The sequence below is a fragment of the Aliikangiella aequoris genome, assembly GCF_053709105.1.
Genome location: NZ_CM132298.1, coordinates 572251 through 591523 on the forward strand (window position 1 = coordinate 572251; position 19273 = coordinate 591523).

General features: G+C 40.5%; 17 protein-coding genes. 10 read left to right on the forward strand and 7 right to left on the reverse strand.

Annotated elements, in window-relative coordinates; genetic code table 11:
- Nucleotides 1–2: 2 nt before the first annotated feature.
- From lipB to ACUR5C_RS02600, 3 genes are all read left to right on the forward strand, one after another.
- Nucleotides 3–665 carry a lipoyl(octanoyl) transferase LipB gene (gene lipB, locus ACUR5C_RS02590; RefSeq protein WP_454466793.1) on the forward strand — a complete coding sequence of 221 codons (663 nt, stop codon included), beginning with the start codon at nt 3–5 and terminating at the stop codon, nt 663–665.
- Nucleotides 666–731: 66 nt separating this feature from the next.
- Complete coding sequence (gene lipA, locus ACUR5C_RS02595; protein WP_454466794.1) at nt 732–1748, forward strand: lipoyl synthase; 1017 nt, start codon at nt 732–734, stop codon at nt 1746–1748.
- A gap of 83 nt (nt 1749–1831) precedes the next feature.
- Nucleotides 1832–2347, forward strand: coding sequence for a hypothetical protein (locus tag ACUR5C_RS02600; protein ID WP_454466795.1), 516 nt, complete (start codon nt 1832–1834; stop codon nt 2345–2347).
- Between the two features lie 57 nt (nt 2348–2404).
- Here ACUR5C_RS02600 and ACUR5C_RS02605 read toward each other — a convergent pair whose 3' ends face one another.
- On the reverse strand, nt 2405–2794 hold the full coding sequence (locus ACUR5C_RS02605; RefSeq protein ID WP_454466796.1) for a hypothetical protein: 390 nt from the start codon (nt 2792–2794) through the stop codon (nt 2405–2407).
- Nucleotides 2795–2809: 15 nt separating this feature from the next.
- Nucleotides 2810–4420, reverse strand: coding sequence for a S41 family peptidase (locus ACUR5C_RS02610; protein WP_454466797.1), 1611 nt, complete (start codon nt 4418–4420; stop codon nt 2810–2812).
- Nucleotides 4421–4673: 253 nt separating this feature from the next.
- Between ACUR5C_RS02610 and ACUR5C_RS02615 the strand changes: the two genes are divergently transcribed.
- On the forward strand, nt 4674–5522 hold the full coding sequence (locus ACUR5C_RS02615; RefSeq protein WP_454466798.1) for a DUF6265 family protein: 849 nt from the start codon (nt 4674–4676) through the stop codon (nt 5520–5522).
- 63 nt (nt 5523–5585) lie between these two features.
- Nucleotides 5586–6755: a VanZ family protein gene (locus tag ACUR5C_RS02620; RefSeq protein WP_454466799.1), complete on the forward strand. Its 1170-nt coding sequence runs from the start codon at nt 5586–5588 to the stop codon at nt 6753–6755.
- Nucleotide 6756: 1 nt separating this feature from the next.
- Here the strand turns inward: ACUR5C_RS02620 and ACUR5C_RS02625 are convergent, their stop codons facing one another.
- Together ACUR5C_RS02625 and asnC are read right to left on the reverse strand one after the other, a co-directional pair.
- Nucleotides 6757–7410, reverse strand: coding sequence for an SOS response-associated peptidase family protein (locus tag ACUR5C_RS02625; RefSeq protein ID WP_454466800.1), 654 nt, complete (start codon nt 7408–7410; stop codon nt 6757–6759).
- 85 nt (nt 7411–7495) lie between these two features.
- On the reverse strand, nt 7496–7954 hold the full coding sequence (gene asnC / locus ACUR5C_RS02630; RefSeq protein WP_454466801.1) for a transcriptional regulator AsnC: 459 nt from the start codon (nt 7952–7954) through the stop codon (nt 7496–7498).
- Nucleotides 7955–8257: 303 nt separating this feature from the next.
- Here asnC and asnB point away from each other — a divergent pair, with 303 nt between their 5' ends.
- The 4 genes from asnB to trmB all read left to right on the forward strand — a co-directional run bounded on the left by asnB (nt 8258) and on the right by trmB (nt 12661).
- Nucleotides 8258–9952 carry an asparagine synthase B gene (gene asnB / locus ACUR5C_RS02635; RefSeq protein WP_454466802.1) on the forward strand — a complete coding sequence of 565 codons (1695 nt, stop codon included), beginning with the start codon at nt 8258–8260 and terminating at the stop codon, nt 9950–9952.
- A gap of 125 nt (nt 9953–10077) precedes the next feature.
- On the forward strand, nt 10078–10389 hold the full coding sequence (locus tag ACUR5C_RS02640; protein WP_454466803.1) for a LysR family transcriptional regulator: 312 nt from the start codon (nt 10078–10080) through the stop codon (nt 10387–10389).
- Nucleotides 10390–10592: 203 nt separating this feature from the next.
- A complete protein-coding gene (locus tag ACUR5C_RS02645) occupies nt 10593–11882 on the forward strand; it encodes a metal-dependent hydrolase family protein (RefSeq protein ID WP_454466804.1) in 1290 nt (429 codons plus the stop codon).
- Nucleotides 11883–11998: 116 nt separating this feature from the next.
- The gene (gene trmB, locus ACUR5C_RS02650; RefSeq protein ID WP_454466805.1) at nt 11999–12661 is read left to right on the forward strand and encodes a tRNA (guanine(46)-N(7))-methyltransferase TrmB; all 663 of its coding nucleotides are present in this window, start codon (nt 11999–12001) and stop codon (nt 12659–12661) included.
- Here the strand turns inward: trmB and ACUR5C_RS02655 are convergent.
- Nucleotides 12637–13464, reverse strand: a complete 828-nt coding sequence (locus ACUR5C_RS02655) for a M48 family metallopeptidase (RefSeq protein ID WP_454466806.1) — start codon at nt 13462–13464, stop codon at nt 12637–12639. The genes trmB and ACUR5C_RS02655 overlap by 25 nt on opposite strands.
- Nucleotides 13465–13584: 120 nt before the next feature.
- Here ACUR5C_RS02655 and ACUR5C_RS02660 point away from each other — a divergent pair, with 120 nt between their 5' ends.
- Complete coding sequence (locus ACUR5C_RS02660; protein WP_454466807.1) at nt 13585–13941, forward strand: MGMT family protein; 357 nt, start codon at nt 13585–13587, stop codon at nt 13939–13941.
- A gap of 133 nt (nt 13942–14074) precedes the next feature.
- Here ACUR5C_RS02660 and ACUR5C_RS02665 read toward each other — a convergent pair whose 3' ends face one another.
- Together ACUR5C_RS02665 and ACUR5C_RS02670 are read right to left on the reverse strand one after the other, a co-directional pair.
- On the reverse strand, nt 14075–16300 hold the full coding sequence (locus ACUR5C_RS02665; RefSeq protein ID WP_454466808.1) for a S9 family peptidase: 2226 nt from the start codon (nt 16298–16300) through the stop codon (nt 14075–14077).
- Between the two features lie 19 nt (nt 16301–16319).
- Complete coding sequence (locus tag ACUR5C_RS02670; RefSeq protein ID WP_454466809.1) at nt 16320–19142, reverse strand: trypsin-like peptidase domain-containing protein; 2823 nt, start codon at nt 19140–19142, stop codon at nt 16320–16322.
- Between the last annotated feature and the right edge of the window lie 131 nt (nt 19143–19273).

A 19273-nucleotide genomic window follows, 5' to 3' on the forward strand; every position in this document is an offset into this window, starting at 1 on the left:
TAATGGATAACGAAAAACTCGACTTAAGCCAGATTTTTGTGGTTAAAAACTTAGGCCGCTGTGACTATGTTGATGTTTGGCAAGCAATGCAATCTTATACTGGTAATCGTGATGATCAAAGCCGCGATCAAATTTGGTTAGTTGAACATGACCCTGTTTTTACCCAAGGGCAAGCTGGCAAGCCAGAGCATATACTGGCTGCTGGAGATATTCCGATTGTTCAAGTAGACCGAGGCGGACAAGTTACCTACCACGGACCAGGCCAATTAGTGGTTTATTTTTTACTGGATTTGCGCAGAAAAAAGCTTGGTGTACGTCAACTGGTAACCGCTATAGAAAATAGCGTAGTCGATTTGTTAGCTCAATATGCTATAAGTGCCGCGCCTAAAGCTGATGCACCCGGTGTTTACATTGAAGGAAAAAAAGTCTGCTCATTAGGCCTTAGGATTAGAAAAGGCTGCTCTTTTCACGGACTTGCATTAAATGTAGCCATGGACACGGAACCTTTTAGGCGTATTAATCCCTGTGGATACGCCGGCATGCAGGTGACTCAAGTGAGCGAAAATGGCGGCCCAAGCGACATTCAACAAGTCGCGAATGATTTAATTGATGCTATAATGCACAATCTTAACTATCAACATTACGAGCTATTTAAAGAAAGCTAAGCGTCAATCCACTAAGATTGCAAAAAGTTATAAATGGCTAAACTGTATAAACCCGAGCTGTAATCAATGAAAGATAATGAAATACCACTACGCGGAGAGCGCATTCCGGTCGTTGTGAAAAGCGGAAATAAATTTGAAACTGAGCAAGGGTTTAGTGCGATTAAAAATGGCGTTAAACAACGCAAAGGTGCGCACCCTGAAGCTTTAGGTCGAAAACCTGAATGGCTTAAAGTTCAACTTCCTACCGGCGGTAAATACAAAGCGATGAAAGAGAATGTTCGTACCAATCGTTTAGCGACTGTGTGCGAAGAGTCTATGTGCCCTAATATTGGAGAGTGTTGGAGTGCTGGTACCGCAACCATTATGTTAATGGGGTCAGTTTGTACTAGGGCGTGTAAGTTTTGTGCAGTTGATACCGGTAATCCAAAAGGTTGGCTAGATAAAGACGAGCCTCAAAATGCCGCAGAGTCTGTGAGTGCGACAGGGTTAAAATATATAGTACTTACGTCGGTTGATCGAGATGATTTAGCTGATGGTGGCGCGCAACATTATGCCGACTGTGTAAAAGCAATTATAAAAGCGAGCCCAAGCATTAATGTAGAAGTTTTAACGCCTGATTTTAAAGGAAACACCCAGCACCTAGAAAAAGTACTAGATTCTGGTATTAAAGTATTTGCGCAAAATTTAGAAACTGTTAAGCGTTTAACTCATCCAGTAAGAGACCCGCGAGCCAGTTACGAAACCACTATGGCCTTGTTAGCGCACTCTAAGCAATATCGACCAGACATACTGACTAAAACTAGCTTAATGCTAGGTTTAGGGGAGACGGATGATGAAATTATGCAAACAATGCGTGATTTGCGTGAAATAAAACTAGATATTGTGACTTTTGGTCAGTACTTAAGACCAACCCCAAACCATCTTGCAGTTGAACGCTATGTTACTCCCGCCGAGTTTGAAAAGTATCGTCAATGGGGCTTAGAACTTGGTTTTAAAGAGGTTGTTTCAGGGGCATTTGTGCGCTCTAGTTATAGAGCAGAAAAAGCCCTTGAAGGCAATAATGCGGGCATTAAAAATCTTTAGTCACCGCTTTTAGATTAAATTTAAAAGGCACAGGTTAGCTTTCTGCACAGAGTTAGCTGTTAAGAGCATGACATGGAGGTTTGATGCGACCGAGCAATAAAAAAAATAAAGCACTTAGTGTGGTGTCATCGTTGAGTGTAATGTGGTCGCTACTTGCTCTTTTAAATAGCGCTAGAAATCACGAATATGCAGATATTGTTGAATCGTTGTCCAATACATCACAACTAGGACAATGCCTGATAAAAACCAAGATTGAAAGAGACTGGCTGCATGGTTGGACTCCAAGATCAATGACGGTGTTTGTAGAAAAACAAGATCAGAAAGCTTCGACTGTCACCAGCCGGTTTGTTTCTCCTCCAGATCGAGTTCAGTTATCACCGAGGTACACTCGATACCATTTTCAGTGGTCAACAAGGGAAAGTGGTAATCTAGAAGTTTCATACATGAATGTTGAAATACTGAACTCAGTAGAAGGCACAAATAATGTCGAGAAACTTTTTATTGGGGCGTGTTCGAACTACAACGAAAGTCTTTACAACTATATCGATTTGGTAGCTGAAAACTGTTTAGAGAAAGTCGAGGTGATAGAGTGCTCTTAACAAAAAAATGTATACGAAATACACTTCTTCGCATGATTTGAGTGTTCTGTTGCAAAATTAGTCATCACTCAAAGGCACGCAAGTAGCCCGTTTCAGCGGCCAGCTTTTATTGCTACTCTCTAAGGTTATTTTGCATTGTCCGTTTTCAATGCTGAGTAAAAATAAGCTAGGGACTTGATGGTCGCGGCCGTTAATCACCCCTTGTTGCATATTTCTTTGCTGCTTTCTTTGTACAACGAGTTTGTTGGTATTTAAGAAGAGCGCGTTACCTAGTTGAATTTGCTGAGTTCCCAAAGCGCCGCTAATGATAGCGGCTATTTCTGCACGACTACTCGCATCTTGCTGTACAATTTTAGCTTTTATGGGTTGCTGCTCAGCTTTGCTTTGGCAGCCGCTAATTAACAGTGTTAGGCCAGCAGCTTGTAGTAAAACTTTAAAATATGTCATTGCTTAAACCGCCATTTATGGTTGCTGAGTTTTACTGGGTAAGCCAAATAGTCGTTGGGTTAACTTACGTTGATTATAAATTGGGATCCCGTTTTCAGATGCAGCCGAAGGTTGAAATTGATGTTTAGCCTGCATGGTCTTACCGCTAGGTGTTGGGCAGGTGCCAGATTGCATATAATTTATTGCGGTGCTTAAAAGTGCTTCTTGTTGGTTACCGAGCGGTTGGCTAAAGTCGTCATTTACGGAACAGCCTGGTACTAATGTGCCGACATTACCCAATGTATTCATCGGTGAAAAACCATCGCTATAATCGCCGAAGCCTAAATGATTTTCTCCTTTAAATTGAACGGTAAAGTATGTAGTCCCACAGTTGTCGGTAGGATAAAAACCGTAAGGCTTGCCACAAGTAGTTGAGCCAATAAGTACTACTTCTACGTTGATACCCCGTAACCCATTAATAATTGCTTCACTGGCTGAACAAGTTCCGCCGGTAGATAAAATAAATACGCGACTTAAATTTAAGCTAGGTAAGGCTTGCCCTTCCGTCATTGAAAAGCCCAGAGTTTGATCATAAAAAGGCACCGGTGCGAGCGTCGCTCCAGTGACAGGATTAGTGGTAGGGTGTTTGTCATTAAATTGGGTTAGCTCAAAAGTTTTTTGAGATGTTTGGGTGGCTCCGGCTATCATATAGCTTAACTGACTTGCTACTGCGAGTAAGCCGCCGCCGTTGTACCTTAGGTCAAGTACTAGCTCATCAATGTTGGCCGATGCTAACTCTGTCATTGCGTTAAAAAGGCCTTCTTCTGCGGTGGCAATGTGAGCGTTGAATAATAGGTAGCCAACGTTAGAGTTTTGGGTTTGGATTGTCGCTACATTTCTTACCGGCGCTTGGGTTATTTCTGCTGATGTCATAGTAACGCTGCGCGTATTATTGCTTCCAACGTCTCTAACCGTAAAAGTATGTTGCTCACCATTTGAATCTGGGAATAGTGCTGCGTTAATAATATCCACACTGGCTTGGTCGTTGGCGTTAACAAAGTCAACTCCGTCAACGGTTAATATTTCTGTTCCTCTTTGTAAATTAACACTGGGTTGAGAGGCCGGAGAGTTTGGCTCAGTAAAGGCTACCACCAACTTGCGCGGTGGGGTGTTAGCTATTATGGCCCATTCCGCACCATATCCAGAAGAAACACCCGACTGGGTTAATTTTAAGTACTCAGCACTGTCATAAGTAAAGTGAAACTGGTCTTTGGGCGCACCAGAGCTGGTTGTTTGGTCGGTTTTTAAAAGCGCAAAGTACTCAAGAGTCGAGGAAAAACCAGCAGGGTTGATATCGGTAACTTCGTCGTACCAAAGATAAGTGTTGTTGTTCCAAGACCTTAACCAGTTGTTTTCTAGTAAAGTGCTGCCCTGAATATCTGGAAATGCATTGCCGTTAATATCACTGCCTACACGCGGGTTTTCACAGCGATTCTTAAAGTTAGCTTCGTCTGCATAAACTCCAGCTGCCCATGTAGGGGCTTCATCTGCTGGTGGCTCAGAACCACCATCTCCACCACAGGCAATTAAGAAAATAAGGCTTAACCCCGTTAGCGAGGCGATATGCTTGTTAAAAATAGGTCCCATATATAACAATTCCATTAGTGATGAGCTGGCAAGATAAAATAAGTCTGCCATTTTTTAAGATAAAATGCAGCGGAATAATGCCAAACTGAGAGACTTTATGTTTAAATATTCTGAGAATATCAGCTAAATTAACCAAGATAATCGCAAATAGATATTCTGGCGTTTGTCGTATCGCGTTAAATTAACTTTCTGCTCGTCCTATCCCTATTGGAAAAAGCGAGCTTTTAATATAAAGATTTTGGAGAAAGCGCTTTTGTATTTTAACGGTTTAAAAGTTGTGCTGGGTTTAATTGGCTTTAGCTATATTGGCACAGGGTATGCTGCTAACCAGTGCAACCTTGCAGCGTTTCAATTTTTAAAAGGGGATTGGCACGCACAAAGTGATGGCAACATTTACCAAGAAAGCTGGCGAATTAGCGAGAGCGAAATAACTGGACAGGCTACTATTGCTAAACAAAACGAATCTAAAGCTCACTTTAAAGAAGTTTTTAAAGTCATCTCTCTTGGCGGTAAAATATATCACGTCGTTAAAACACCAGACAATTTAAAACCAGTGTTGTTTGAGGCAAAAAACTGCCAAAACAATCAAGTTGAACTCGTTAATCCTCAACATGACTTTCCGCAATTAATTCGCTATCAGCTAAATGCTCAAGGGCAACTGATAGCATCAGTAGGTAGCCTTGAAAAAATTGCTTTTAAAGTAGTTTATAAAAAAGATAAGTTTAAGCCCAATTCGACAAAGTTATCATCAAAAGTTGAAAGAGTTAAACATTACTTAAGCTTATTTAATCAGCAGGACAGTCAGGCAATGCTGCGATGGGTGACTGATGACATACAGTGGTTTAATTTTTACAACCAAAAAATGAACTTAGAAACACGAGGCAAAGAGGCACTGCTAAAAGCTTTAGATAGCTATTTTGCTTCTTCCAATACTCAAGCGGTTTTACTTAATGCGACTGAGCAGGGCGAATTTATAAGTGCGACAGAAAAGGTAACATGGACTCAGCAGGGAGTAGTGAAAACGCAGTGTAGTTTAGTTGTTTACCAATTTGATAGCGGTTTAATCAAACAAGTTTGGTATTACCCTGCGTTTCAATGTTGAAACTGAGCTGATTGGTTTTTAAGGCATTAGGTCAAACAATTTTAGGAGTTAAAAGCTAACAAAATGGGCTGGTTATTATGGATGGTAGTGTTTGTGATTGTCTATGGTTCGGTGTATCCATTCGATTTTGTTTGGGTAGACCCTGCTAGCATCGCATGGTTTGATTGGACAACTCAGCTGCAACAACGAACTACCAACGGTGATATTTTAAGTAATTATTTAACCTTCATTCCATTAGGCTTTTGTAGCTTTTTAGTTAATCCGCTTAAAGTAAAAAGCATTGCTTTAAGAATCGCCTCGGTAATATTGCTGAGCTTATTGTTAGCCTATCTAATGCAACTTATTCAATTCTATATTCCTAGCCGTGTACCCACTGTCGCTGACGTATTAGTTAATTTTTGGGGTATTTGCACTGGCGTGATGTGTGGTGTGCTTGTGGCTTACCAGTCAATTAAATCGCCACAGATTTTTGCCGCTAGGCCGCCCTATTTTTATGCTTTGTTTAGCCTAATTGTTTGCTGGTTTTTGTACAAATTATTCCCATTAATGCCTTCTTTTAGTTGGCAAAGCTTGTCGTTAAGTTTGCAGCCTTTAGTCATGTTATCTCAAATTGACGGACTGGAGCTTATTTTTCAAAGCCTATTATGGTGGGCTTTGTGGAATATGCTAAGTAAATTTCGACTTTCCCTTACCTTATCCAGAATGATTGTTTTGGTTTGTATAACCTGGGTGGCAGAAGTTTTAGTGAAATATAACTCATTAACTTTAGAAGAATTGATCGCTCCACTCATTGGGTCACTATTTTTTATTTATTTACCCAAGCAAAAAGAAGCGATGTATTTAAGCTTGTGTTTAATCGCTATTTACCTGTTTAAAGGACTGCTGCCTTTCAACTATAAAGTTGATTTAAGTTCAGTTAATTGGGTTCCTTTTAAAAGTTATTTAAAAGGCTCTATGTGGATGAATACGCATCTTTTTTTACAAAAAATTTACCTGCTAGGTAGCATCTTATATTTTAACTTTGTTTGGCTGGGTCGTTTTGGATATGCCTTTTTGGCTAGTTTTTTAGTTGTTATAACGGCGGAAATGATGAAGCTGTTTTTAGGGGGCGCATCGCCTGATATTAGCGAATTCATCATTGTTAGTATGATCGCTGTGTTATTTTTAAAAATGGAACAACTTCCCCGTTTTATGCAAAACGATTTACTCAGGTTGAAAGTGAAAAAATCTTAATTTAATCCGCGCTAAGCAGCTCTGTCGGTCCAATAGAAGTTTCGGGTTGCTGCTTGTTCACCGGTTCTATTTGCAAATCAAATCGAATACTCGTTTCTAAGGTATTGCTCCAGTAATTAAGGTCGTGGAAGCGAGTGTCTAACCATGGTTCAAATTCATCTTCTAACAGCATTAGCGGGAAAGACTTGTCATGAATATGATTAAATCTTGGGTGAGGTGGTAAAGTGATTATAGAGCAAGAGTAATGAATACCACCGTCAGCAAGTGGCCAAGTTTTATAAAGTCCGCCAAAAGCAATTGCGCGGTCTTTTGCCGCAATTTTATAGCGGTGTCCTTTCCACTCGTAAAAACAAGAAGCAGGTATAATACAACGCCGACTCGAGAAATCTTGTTTGCGGTTGGTAAATAGTTTATCGCGTCTTGTATTAAACGACTTATATCTTGGGTCGTAAGTATAGCCTTGCTCGATGCGCTTTTGAAAAAGCCACCAGTTTGCCTTAACGCTGGCATTACCGTTTTCACTGCCAATGACAATGGGGAGTTTAGCATTGGGCCGAATATTCATATCACTGGGATCGGTAATATTTATTTCGAGCAGCTGCATTAAGGATTTAACAAAGGGACTATCAGTGACTCTTCCTATTGCTCCGCACATATACTCTCTCGTTTGCTAAAGTTTTAAAGTTGATATTTACTATAGCAAGCAAACAGTGTTGAGCAAATTCGTAAGCATAAATAATTTATGGTTTAACATTTCGTTGAATTGGATTTTGTAGTGAAATGAGAGTTTCTGTGGCTTGAATTTTTTGGTTTGACTGAATCTTTCCAATTAAAACCCATTGTAAGTCTTCAATTGAGTGACAGCGCACTTTTATAAAAATACTGAACTTTCCAGTTGTATAATGTGCTTCAACAACCTCGTCGATTTGTTTTAAATGTTCTATTACTTCTGGATAAGCTCCGGCGCTTTTAAGCGTAATGCCGATATAACAACACACATCGTAGCCCAGCTTTTTAGGTTCTATTTTTAAGCTAGTGCCACTAATCACACCCGCGCTGCGCATTTTTTCTATGCGCACATGAATGGTCGCTGGACTCACTTTAAATCGTTTTCCAAGTTCTGCATAAGGGATCCGTGCATCTTGCATCAGTGCGTTAAGAATATCTCTGTCTAATTTGTCGATTTGATGATTTTGCATAGTTATTTCATAGATTGTTTAGTTATTTATCAGAATACTAGCAAAAAATTAAACATTATTCACCTAATGCGCTATTTGTGTTAATGGCTATTCACATATTGGCTGTTTTGGTTAATGATTGTTTTGTTAAATGTTCGTTTTGGTGATTGAAAGCATAAATCTTAGATTTATTTTGTTCTGTGAACTTGCCGAACGCGGAATTTTATTGTCGATTGGCGGGGTGTTTTTGTTTTTATATTCTGTCTTTATCGGTTAATGCGAGTTTAAATTAGGTCTTGTTGGGCCTTGTTCTTAGGATTAGTTATGTGTTCTATATTTGGCATTTTAAATATTCAAGCAGATATTGCTCCGCTGCGTCAGCTTGCCTTACGCCAGTCACAGCTTCAGCGGCATCGCGGCCCAGATTGGTCTGGTATTTGGAATGATGCTAACGCAGTGCTAGTGCACGAAAGGCTCGCCATAGTCGATATTCATAGTGGTGAACAGCCCTTGGTCAACCAAGCTAATGATCTTGTTTTATTAGTCAATGGCGAAATTTATAATCACCAACAGCTCGCCCAGCAAGAATTGAGCAAGGTGCAATTTCAAACCCAATCGGATTGCGAAGTGATTCTTGGGTTATATCAGCAAGATCGAGAAAAAAATAAGCTAAGTAAAGCGCAAATTGAATTTAGGCTTAATCAACTTCAGGGTATGTTCGCCTTTATTCTTTATGACCAGCTTAATGAACGCTACCTAATTGCGCGCGATCCAATTGGGATTATTCCTTTGTACTATGGTTATGATGAGCAGCGTCAACTTTATGTTGCTTCGGAATTAAAAGCTTTAGTCGATGTATGTCAAGAAGTTCATGTGTTTCCACCGGGTCACTATTTAGATAGTCGCACTAACCAAATTTGCGCTTACTATCAACCTGGTTGGAAAGACTATCCGAGTGCTAGTGAAACCCTTGTTGATCCTAACACCATAAAGCACGCTTTAGAGAAATCAGTTAAAAGTCATATGATGTCTGATGTACCTTATGGCGTTTTGCTGTCGGGCGGGCTGGATTCTTCAATTATTTCTGCGGTGGCACAAATAAATGCTGCTAAGCGGGTCGAAGATGAGCAAAAATCACCCGCATGGTGGCCACAATTGCACTCTTTTGCGGTAGGTATCAAAGGCTCGCCAGACCTAATCGCAGCACAAAAAGTCGCGGATTATATTGGCACCATTCACCATGAAATTCACTTTACTATTCAACAAGGTATTGATGCCCTAAACGACGTAATTTACCACTTGGAAACCTATGACGTAACCACGATACGAGCTTCTACACCTATGTACTTAATGGCGCGAAAAATTAAATCCATGGGCATAAAAATGGTACTTAGTGGAGAAGGAGCCGATGAGATTTTTGGCGGCTACTTATATTTTCACAAGGCACCCAATGCGCAAGAGTTTCATTTAGAGACGGTGAGAAAACTTGAAAGGTTGCATCAGTTCGATTGTTTACGCGCTAATAAAGCGATGGCTGCTTGGGGAGTTGAAGCCCGCGTGCCTTTTTTAGATCGAGAATTTTTAGAAGTCGCGATGAGAGTAAACCCAGAAGCTAAATTGTGCGGTAACGGAAAAATTGAAAAGGGACTTTTACGAGAGGCATTTACTGGCTACCTTCCTGAAGAAATTTTATGGCGTCAAAAAGAACAATTTTCTGATGGTGTAGGCTATAGCTGGATTGATTCATTAAAAGCTTATGCTGAATCACAGATCGATGACATTCAAATGGCAAGAGCAGCAATTGATTTCCCTATAGGTACGCCAGATAGTAAAGAAGGGCTACTTTACCGCAAAATATTTGAATCTCACTTTAAGCTAAACAGTGCCGCTGCAACGGTGCCTAGTGGCAAGTCAATTGCCTGTAGCACCAAGGAAGCTTTAGCCTGGGATGCGAGCTTTAGTGGCAACGCTGATCCTTCGGGAAGAGCGGTAGCGGGAGTTCATGCTAAAGCGGTTTAAACTGCTGCTAGTACCTAGTCAGCGCAAAGATATTCTTAACCATTAACCATTAACCATTAAAAATAGGAGTGTTCACATTGCGGGTTATCCACCAGTATATATGAGCGAATTACGGGAGAACTAAAATGAAATTACAGCAATTAAGATTTATTCTAGCAATAGCAGAAAGTAACTTAAATATTACCTTGGCTTCGCAGCGGCTTTATACATCGCAGCCGGGCGTTAGCAAACAACTAAGGTTATTGGAGGAAGAGCTGGGAATAGAAATATTTGCCCGTAATGGTAAAAGCCTAGTCGGTGTAACCGAGGCAGGCAAAGTCGTTTTAGATAAAGCCCATCAAATTATGCAAAGCGTGTCTGAAATAAAAGATTTTAGTTACGAGATTAATCGGTCTAATCGCCCTTTAAGTATGCGCCAGTTTGTTAGTTTAGCCTAAAACTAAAACCGACTACTTTGGCAGGTAAGTTGTGAGCTAATCTGTAAGTTAATATCAAATAGCTCATCAGCTGCAGCTTACCTGCTTAAAGCGTAAAGAAATGTTTCAACTCTTGTTTAGCCAATATTTAAGATACCCTTGTATAGCTGCATATGTTAGTTTAATTTCTTGTGATTAAAATAATAATAACTGCGGGGGTTATTTTGAAACTAAATACTAAATATTTTTCTGGACTATGTCTCCTTGTTGGTGCACTCAGCGTTTCAGCAAAAGAAACCGTTATTTATGCCGGTTCACTGCTTATAAGTGCTGAGAAAAAGCCGTTAAGTCAGCAAACCATTGTGGTTGAAGATAATCTGATTAAAGCAATTCATGCTGGGTATATTAGTGCTAGCCAGTTCTCTAAAGACGCCCAATTTGTCGACCTTAAATCTCAATTTGTTTTGCCCGGACTTATGGATATGCATGTACATTTGCAAGGCGAGTTAGGACCCAATAAGGCCCAGGACGCTCTTAAAATGTCTGATCAACTAGTGGCCATGCGCAGTATCGACTATGCCATGAAAACATTACGCGCAGGCTTTACCACGGTAAGAGATGTTGGCTCAAACTCGCAGTATATGTATGCCCTTAGAGACGCGATTAATCAAGGTTGGGTCGATGGACCTAGAATAGTCGCTTCTGGTGGGGTTGGCATAACTGGCGGGCATAGTGATGTCAGTGGCGTAAAACCTAAACTAATGGATTTGTATACTTCTAAAACCGTTTGCGATGGACCTTATGATTGCAGACGTGCGGCAAGGCATGTGATTAAGTACGGTGCGGATTTAATAAAAATTACCTCAACTGGAGGCGTACTTACCGACAGAGCAACCGGTACCGGCCGTCAAATGGAAATGGATGAGCTTAAAGAAGTTGTAAAAGCAGCTAAAAGTATGGGCCGAAAGGTTGCTTCACATGCACATCAAGAAGACGGCATTGTTGCTGCGTTAGAGGCTGGCGTTGATAGTATCGAGCATGGTACTTATACTGGTAAAAAGGCAATAAAACTATTTAAGAAAACCGGCGCTTATTTAGTTCCCACATTAGTCGCCGGCGATACGGTAAAGCGCATGGCGGAAAATTCTGACTTTATGAGTGATGCCATAAAGAAAAAAGCGATTCGCGTGGGCACTGATATGCAAGGCAACTTTGCTAAAGCACATAAAGCTGGAGTTAAAATTGCCTTTGGAACAGATAGTGGCGTTGCACCTCATGGCGAGAACGCGCGCGAAGCGGTTTTAATGCACCAAGCGGGTATGAGCGAAGTGGAAATTATAAAATCGGCAACAATTAATGCCGCAGACTTAATCGATATGCAAGACAAGATTGGCACAATAGAAGTCGGTAAGTACGCAGATATTATCGCCACTAAAAAGTCTCCTTTAAAACAAATTGAACAATTGCTTGAAGTGACGTTTGTGATGAAAGACGGTAAAGTTTATAAAGATTAGGTCATTCAGTTTTGCTATCTAAAAAAATGCCGCACTTAGCGGCATTTTTGTAAGCAGTAAACGATAGCTAACAAATACCCAACATGCTCTAAATTTGAACGCGAGGCGTAAAAACTGTGTACCATTCAAAAGTTGTTACTAGCAACCAAATTGATTTGCATCCGCGTCTAGAGCAAACCGTTCTAAAGCATATTAAAACTGATTACCTAAAGCCTTACAGGCAGCATAATTTAGACGCTTTTAACGAGCTCCAAAATAAACTGTTGAGCTTTGGCTATCGTCGCTTAATTCTTGACTCTGGTTGTGGCACTGCATTAAGTAGTCAATCGTTAGCTGCAGCTAATCCTGAAGCACTGGTGGTAGGGATAGATCAATCACTTTATCGGCTTAGCAAAGCCAATGATAAAGCACGCTTACCTAACAACCTGTTATTGCTACAAGCGAATTGCGAAGATATATGGCGGTTATGTGTAATCAATAAGATTAAGTTTGATGAGCATTATATTTTATACCCTAATCCTTGGCCTAAATCGATCCATTTAAAGCGGCGCTGGCATGGTCATCCTGTTTTTCCCGCCTTGATTAAGCTGGCAGATGAAACCATTGTAAGGAGTAATTGGGCGCTCTATTTAGAAGAATTTTCTGTGGCTTGGTTTGTGTTAAGCGGCGCTTTAATTAAGCCAAAAATTCATGCGGCACAAGTGCCGCTGACATTATTTGAAAAGAAATATACTTTAAGTGGGCAACAAGTTTATCAGTTGACCTTAGCGGCTCGATAAAGCGGCATCATTTCCGGAATCAACGATTGTAGTTTTTGCTCTCGGTTTTCGGGTGATGGGTGAGTACTTAAAAACTCAGGACCACCACTACCGCCTAGCTGAGCCATTTTTTGCCAAAGCGTGACCGCTGCATTGGGGTTAAATCCAGCTTTCGCGGCGAGCTCAATACCAATACGGTCGGCTTCACTTTCTGAGTTGCGGCTATTAGGTAGCGTGAGGGCTACTTGAGCAGCAGCCGAAGCAAGAGTCATATTTTTATCGGAAGCCTCAGTTGTTGACTGTAAAATTGAAAGTGCCATATTGTTAGCCATTGCCACTGACATTCTCTCTGCAGAATGGTTTAAAAGTGCATGGGAAATTTCATGTCCCATCACTTGTGCTATTTCATCGTCGCTGGCATTTAACTGTCTTATTAAACCGGTGTAAATCGCCATTTTTCCGCCCGCCATACACCAAGCATTCACAACTTCGTCATCTTGTAATACTTTTACTTGCCACTCCCACTGACTGGTTTCTGGGCGTAACTTTGTCGCCTGCTGAATTAGGCGTTGAGTAATGCGATTTACCCGAGCAACAATTTGTGGATCTGAGTCAATTTTGCCTGCCTCAGCTAGCGGTGCTAAAGTATTTACATAAGCTTGTTTAGAAGCAACTATTGCGCTTTGCTCAGAAACTAAGCTTAACTGCTTTCGGCCGGCTATATTCGTTGCACAGGCAGTTAGCAGTAAAACGACTCCGGCTATCCAAGTCGCTCTAGTAAAGCTGAGCTGAGAGTTTAGGCTTTTATCAAAATTATTTAACATTAGATAAGTCCTTAAAAAAGTGAATTTGTTTTAGCTAGATGACACCATAACAGAAAATAACAAGGTAAAAAATATGCTAAATTTCAGAATGCAAAATAAAATGTGGAAAATAGAGGCCGTATGTTAAACACTCCAGCGGCTAGTTTAGCCAAAGCAGAAAAAATTTATTGGGTAGTTAATCAGGTTCCATTGGGTAAAGTTGTAAGCTATGGCCAAGTAGCGGACTTGGCTGGACTACCCGGCAGAGCTCGTATGGTTGGTAAAGCACTCAGACAAGCGCCCAAAAAGCTAACCCTAGCTTGGCATAGAGTTATTCGGAGTAACGGACAGTTAGCATTTGCTGCAGGCTCAGAACAAGCTCAACAACAAACGAAACTGTTATCGCAAGAGCGGGTGATTGTTATAAACAATCGAGTTAGCATGAAAAAATTTCAATGGCAGCCTTCGCTAGGAGAGTTATTAGCTTTAAATTTTTAATGATGAAATGATGAAATGATGAAATGATGAAATGATGAAATGATGAAATGATGAAATGATGAAAGTTAAATTTTCTCTCTATGCTCATTTAAAGCAGCTTAATAGCGAACTTAAGCTGCTTTAAAAAATAAAATTACTTATTAACTAAGCCAAAATGTAAATCGAAAAAATTCTTAATCATATTGGCGCGATGCATCGATGTTTTCTTGCCTCGAATCCCATGTTTTTTTCCAGGGTAGTCCATAACATAAAAGGGTAAGTTATTATCCTGTAGTACTTTATATAAACGAGTTGAGTTTTTAAATAGTACATTGTCGTCTGCCATACCATGATAGATCAACAGTGGTGACTTTAAGTTAGTGGCGTAAGGAAATACCGAAGCCTTTTGGTAGGCTTCTTGATCATTCTCTGGCGTCCCCATATAGCGCTCAGTATAGTGAGTGTCATACAAAGACCAGTCAGTAACCGGTGCGCCTGACACGCCTGCTTTAAAATATTCTGGCGCTTTAAATAAGCTCATTAGTGTCATGTAGCCGCCATAACTGTGACCATGCACGCCGACTTTTTCTGCGTCTACCCAAGGGAAATGTCGTAAAAATTTAACACCTTCAATTTGATCAGCGACTTCTATGCCTCCCATTGATTTATACAGCGGATCTTCAAAGGCTTTGCCGCGGTAATTTGAGCCTCTATTATCTACCGTAAAGACGACATAGCCTTGTTGAGCCATATACTGTAGAAAATAGTTACCCCAAGTGTTACGCACCATTTGAGCATGTGGGCCGCCATATAAATAAACTAAAACCGGATATTTTTGTTTAGGGTTAAAGTTGGCTGGCTTATATAAACGATAATATAACTGAGTTTTATCTTCAGTTAAAAAGCTACCAAAAGTTGGTGTGATCCAGTCAGTTAAGTAAGGTGACAATGGATGGTTTTGATCGAGTCTGTTTTCTAATAACCAAGTAATTCGTTTACCATCTAGCTGGTGTAAGCTAATTTGTGGTGGGGTGGTGATTGAAGAAAAGTAATCAATATATAAACCTTGTTGTTTTGAAAAAACTATACCATGAGTGCCTTCGCGTTGCGTGATCCGTTTTATGTCGTCAGCTTCGATGTTTACACTGTATAAATGGGTTTCCAGCGGTGTGTCTTTTCTACCGGTAAAATAAACTGTTTGGTTTGCTTTATCGTAGAACTTTAAATCGTTTACTACCCACTCGCCTCGTGTTAGTTGGCGTACTAGCGTTCCATTGATGTTGTATAAATAAAGATGTTTAAAACCATCGGATTCGCTGGCCCAAATAAAATGTTCTTTATCATCCATAAACATTAAGTCACTATGCAAATTAACCCAAGTTTTAGATGATTCGACAAGTATATTGTGAGCTTTATTTTTGTTCCAGTCGTACAAATTGAGCTTTAGCTCTTTTTGATCGCGGCTTTGCCATTGATAAGACAATAGATTGCTATTTTTTGTCCACTTTACTCTGGGCAAGTAAAAGTCAGTTTCTTTACCTAAGTCAACCCAACGTCGCTTTTTATCTTTTAATTGAATAACCGCCAATTTAATTGCAACGTTAGCCTTGCCCGCAAATGGATAGCGCTGTTTAATGGTTTTTATTTCGTCGGCATAAATTTCACTACGAATTACTTCTTCAACCGGCGACTCGTCAATTTGAGTAAATGCAATTTTTGATTCGTCTGGTGCCCACCAATAGCCCGTCATTCTATCCATTTCTTCTTGGGCAACAAATTCAGCCATACCGTTCTTAATTGGCCCTTTGCCGTCTTTTGTTATTTGAATTTCTTTGTTTTTAGTTAAGTCATAGAGGAAAATATTTTGCTCTCTGATAAAAGAGATAAAATTACCTTTTGGAGAAAAACGTACATCGGTTTCGAATGTTGGCGTATTGACTATTTTTGTTGCATTTTTTGCGCCGACTTTGTAGTAGTAAATATCGCCAGCGAGTGGGAATAAAAGTGCAGTCCCATCATTGGACCATTGATAACTAACAATACCAGAACCACTTAAACGCATTCTTTCACGGCGCGCTTTTTCTTCATCTGAGAGTACTTCAGCTCCGCTATGAAGATCATCTGAGTCAAACAGCATACGAGTTTGTTTGGTTTGTAAATTAAACTCCCATAAATCAAGTCGCTCGTAATCGCTTTCTTTTCCTTTTAAAAAGGTAACCCGGCTACCGTCAGGAGAAACTTTTAAGCCGCGCATACTTGCGCCACTTAGTGAAGGAGAAGAGTAAATTCTTTCAATACTGAGCTGCTTAGCACTAGTTGGTAGTGTGATCGCGCTGCACGCAATAAAAGTGGTACTAATAATTAATTTTTTTAGGTTCATTGAGTTACCCTGCTTGTTTTTATTTTACTAAAGTATTTTGCCAGCTTTTTCCATTCCAAAATATTTTTTGTGTTGGCCAATAATCAAAATCTTGGCGAAGCGATAAGATCGACTCTCTACCCACTAAATCTTTTAAGCGTAGGCTAACATATTCTGCTGACTGGTACTGCTGACTAAGTTGAATAAAGTGGTTTAAACTTTGAATGGTTATGCCTTGAAATTCTACTATTTGGCGTAATGGGCTTAACCCATATCGATTGGCTGGTGAGCCATACCAATACCAACTAATGTAAACACTGCTCGGATCAACCTTGTGTTGTAAGTTAACCGCTCTATGGGCCGACTGGATTAAAGCACCAGCCCATAAAAAGGCTACTTGAGTTTCATCTTGTTGCAACAAAGTGGTTGTAATTGTCTGTTTAATTTCTTTTTGATCGCGCCACAAGGTCAGGGTGACAGAAGGCTTGTTGCTAACTAAATCGAGTTGCTCAAATGATTGAACAACCTGATCGTCAACTGCGAGAAGTAAGTCTCCACTATTTAAATTGGCAGCAGCATTAGATCCGGCAACGGTTGCCATGACTCTTAAGACTTGTGGTTTAGCGCCTTTTTTCTGAAGTTGTAGCAGCCACTTCTCAGGTACTCCAAAGTTTCTCGCACTAGCTAGCGTTATTGGTGAGAATTCGGTTTCTAAAGAATAAAATTCAACTCGCCCTGTTTTAAGCCATTGATCGCGCATTGAAATGACAGTATTAATCGGTAATCCGCGATCAAGCACTAACTCACCGCTATTATCGAGTGAAAAATTGGTCCACCAAGAGCGTACTCGGCCGCGTTTATCCGTGAGCACGCCACTTGCGACTGCTGGTGGGTTGGTGACTATTACACTATTGGTATTTATTTCTTTAGAGCGAGGAACTCTGGGTTGAGGTAGCTCTAAGTGCTCAAATGAAGAGATATTTACTTTTTCGCTAATCAACCGATTACTGGCTTGGTAGCCAACTAACCACGCTGAATCGCCAGCTTTTAATGGCTTATTAGAAAGTTCTGCGGAGCGTAAATGCGGTGCTTTAATTCTTGCAGGGTCGTATTGAATGAAAACAAAGCTATGCGTCGGGTGCACATAAACTACTTGAGCGGGAATTTCAGCTATACCACCAATGGTGATTGTTACGTCGGCCATTTTAACTGGAACGGTATTTTTATCTGTAAGTACCAGTCCTGTTTTAGTGTCTAAAATGAGTCCGGTTCCAGAGTAGTGTTTGTAGTTGTGGCCATCAATATGATAGGGCAGTGTGGTGTCGATTAAAACTAACGAAGGCGAAACTTTTTTAACCTGAGGATCAGCATGCTTAGAAGGATAAATTTTGCTAGCGATAAATGCTTCTTTGTCGCCACTCCAATTAAGATTAACGCACTTCCAGCGGCCTTCATTATCATTTTTGCGACATTTTTGATTTAAATGCCAGTTGGTTTGCTTTTTTAAATTGGCAACCTGCGGTAAATGCGGCGCAGATAGATTGACATATTTAATTAAAAAGGATTGCGCTTCTTTCACTTCACTAAGTGCAGTTTCAAATTGGGCAAGATTGGTAATTGGCTTTTGATTAAGTTCGGTGATAATACTGCCTCGAGAAATATTTGATGCACCAAACATATAGCCAGGCATCGCCACGTATACCCCTTTGATTGGCAAATTAGATTGACGAGCCAGTTGGTAAGAAAAATTATGAAAAATGCCGTTAGCAATTTGTAAATACTCTGCTGGCGTTATTAAATGTAGATCACTAACTTTCAGTTGTATGGTTTCAACTTTTCCTAGTCGAGCCAGCTTGATAGAAACGACTTCTTCAACATGTTGGTCAAGAAACCCTTCTAACGCCTCATAGCGGTTAATATAGTTTAAAGACTGGCCTTGCGATTGCCGAGTTGATTGAACCGAAATTAAAATGTCGCCTGGCTTTATTAGTCCGTCGGCAGCACTATCTTTAACCACGCTACTGGCGGCTAGTACGCCATTGCCTAATTTGAGTTTTCTAAATGCTTTTTCTTGTTCTGGGGTAAGGCCAAGTCGGCGCGCTTGGTCGTAAGGAATATAATCAAAAGTAGTTTCTATAGAGCCGCGCTGAATAGGTTTGTTGGTTTGAATAGCGTGTAGCGCAGCGGCTACTCGATGAAGCGGTAAGAAAAAACTTGAAGAGCTCCGGTTGTTGGCGCCAGCATTTAGGGCGATAACTTTTCCTTCGCGGTTAATTACGGGAGCGCCAGATGAGCCGCCGGAGGTGTCAGCCGAAGATTGAAAGTAAAAAGTATTAAAGTCGTTATACCCACCGCGGCTATAGTAAGGTGCTTGGCGATCGATTCGAGCTATAGTCCCTGATAAAATAGACATGTGCTCGCCAGAGTCATTACCAATGACTTTAATTTCATCGCCGACTTTAGCTGCGGTTGCGTCTAAAGGCAAAGCATTGGGACTGATAAATTTAAGCGCTTTGGGATCATAGCGGAAAAAACCAAAGTCATGTACGGGATCGCGGTAAATGGGGCGCAACTGGATCTCTTCATTATTGGAAAAAACAGCTTCCGCGGTGATAGGTCCGGGGTTAACAACGTGCCTATTGGTCACAATAATGCCGCGCTCTGCATCAACAATAAAGCCTGTTGCTTGAGTCACTTTTGCGGTTTCTGTATCAAACGAGCGAACTACATTGACTCTAATGCTAACCACTGACTTGCTCGCGCTAGCAATCACTTTATCCCATTGAGAACTTTCTTTAGCTATCCCATTAGTGGACAACAAAACGAAAATAAAAGTTTTTAGAATAAAGTATCGGTTGAACAAAGTGAGTTCCTTTTTTCTGTCTATTGTGAAAAAACTAGCACTTAACTACTAGCACTTAACTATAAAGCATTGCTATTAAACTAGGTGTTTTTAAAATGTAACAAATCAGTAATAACTTGCTAGGCGAGCTT

Bases quoted from the DNA above. Each gene is read 5' to 3' on its own strand.
- ACUR5C_RS02605 (WP_454466796.1), bottom strand. From the start codon at position 2,794: ATGACATATTTTAAAGTTTTACTACAAGCTGCTGGCCTAACACTGTTA.
- ACUR5C_RS02665 (WP_454466808.1), bottom strand. From the start codon at position 16,300: ATGAACCTAAAAAAATTAATTATTAGTACCACTTTTATTGCGTGCAGC.
- ACUR5C_RS02610 (WP_454466797.1), bottom strand. From the start codon at position 4,420: ATGGGACCTATTTTTAACAAGCATATCGCCTCGCTAACGGGGTTAAGC.
- ACUR5C_RS02655 (WP_454466806.1), bottom strand. From the start codon at position 13,464: ATGTTAAATAATTTTGATAAAAGCCTAAACTCTCAGCTCAGCTTTACT.
- lipB (WP_454466793.1), top strand. From the start codon at position 3: ATGGATAACGAAAAACTCGACTTAAGCCAGATTTTTGTGGTTAAAAAC.
- ACUR5C_RS02640 (WP_454466803.1), top strand. From the start codon at position 10,078: ATGAAATTACAGCAATTAAGATTTATTCTAGCAATAGCAGAAAGTAAC.
- ACUR5C_RS02625 (WP_454466800.1), bottom strand. From the start codon at position 7,410: ATGTGCGGAGCAATAGGAAGAGTCACTGATAGTCCCTTTGTTAAATCC.
- lipA (WP_454466794.1), top strand. From the start codon at position 732: ATGAAAGATAATGAAATACCACTACGCGGAGAGCGCATTCCGGTCGTT.
- ACUR5C_RS02600 (WP_454466795.1), top strand. From the start codon at position 1,832: ATGCGACCGAGCAATAAAAAAAATAAAGCACTTAGTGTGGTGTCATCG.
- asnB (WP_454466802.1), top strand. From the start codon at position 8,258: ATGTGTTCTATATTTGGCATTTTAAATATTCAAGCAGATATTGCTCCG.
- asnC (WP_454466801.1), bottom strand. From the start codon at position 7,954: ATGCAAAATCATCAAATCGACAAATTAGACAGAGATATTCTTAACGCA.
- ACUR5C_RS02660 (WP_454466807.1), top strand. From the start codon at position 13,585: ATGTTAAACACTCCAGCGGCTAGTTTAGCCAAAGCAGAAAAAATTTAT.
- ACUR5C_RS02620 (WP_454466799.1), top strand. From the start codon at position 5,586: ATGGGCTGGTTATTATGGATGGTAGTGTTTGTGATTGTCTATGGTTCG.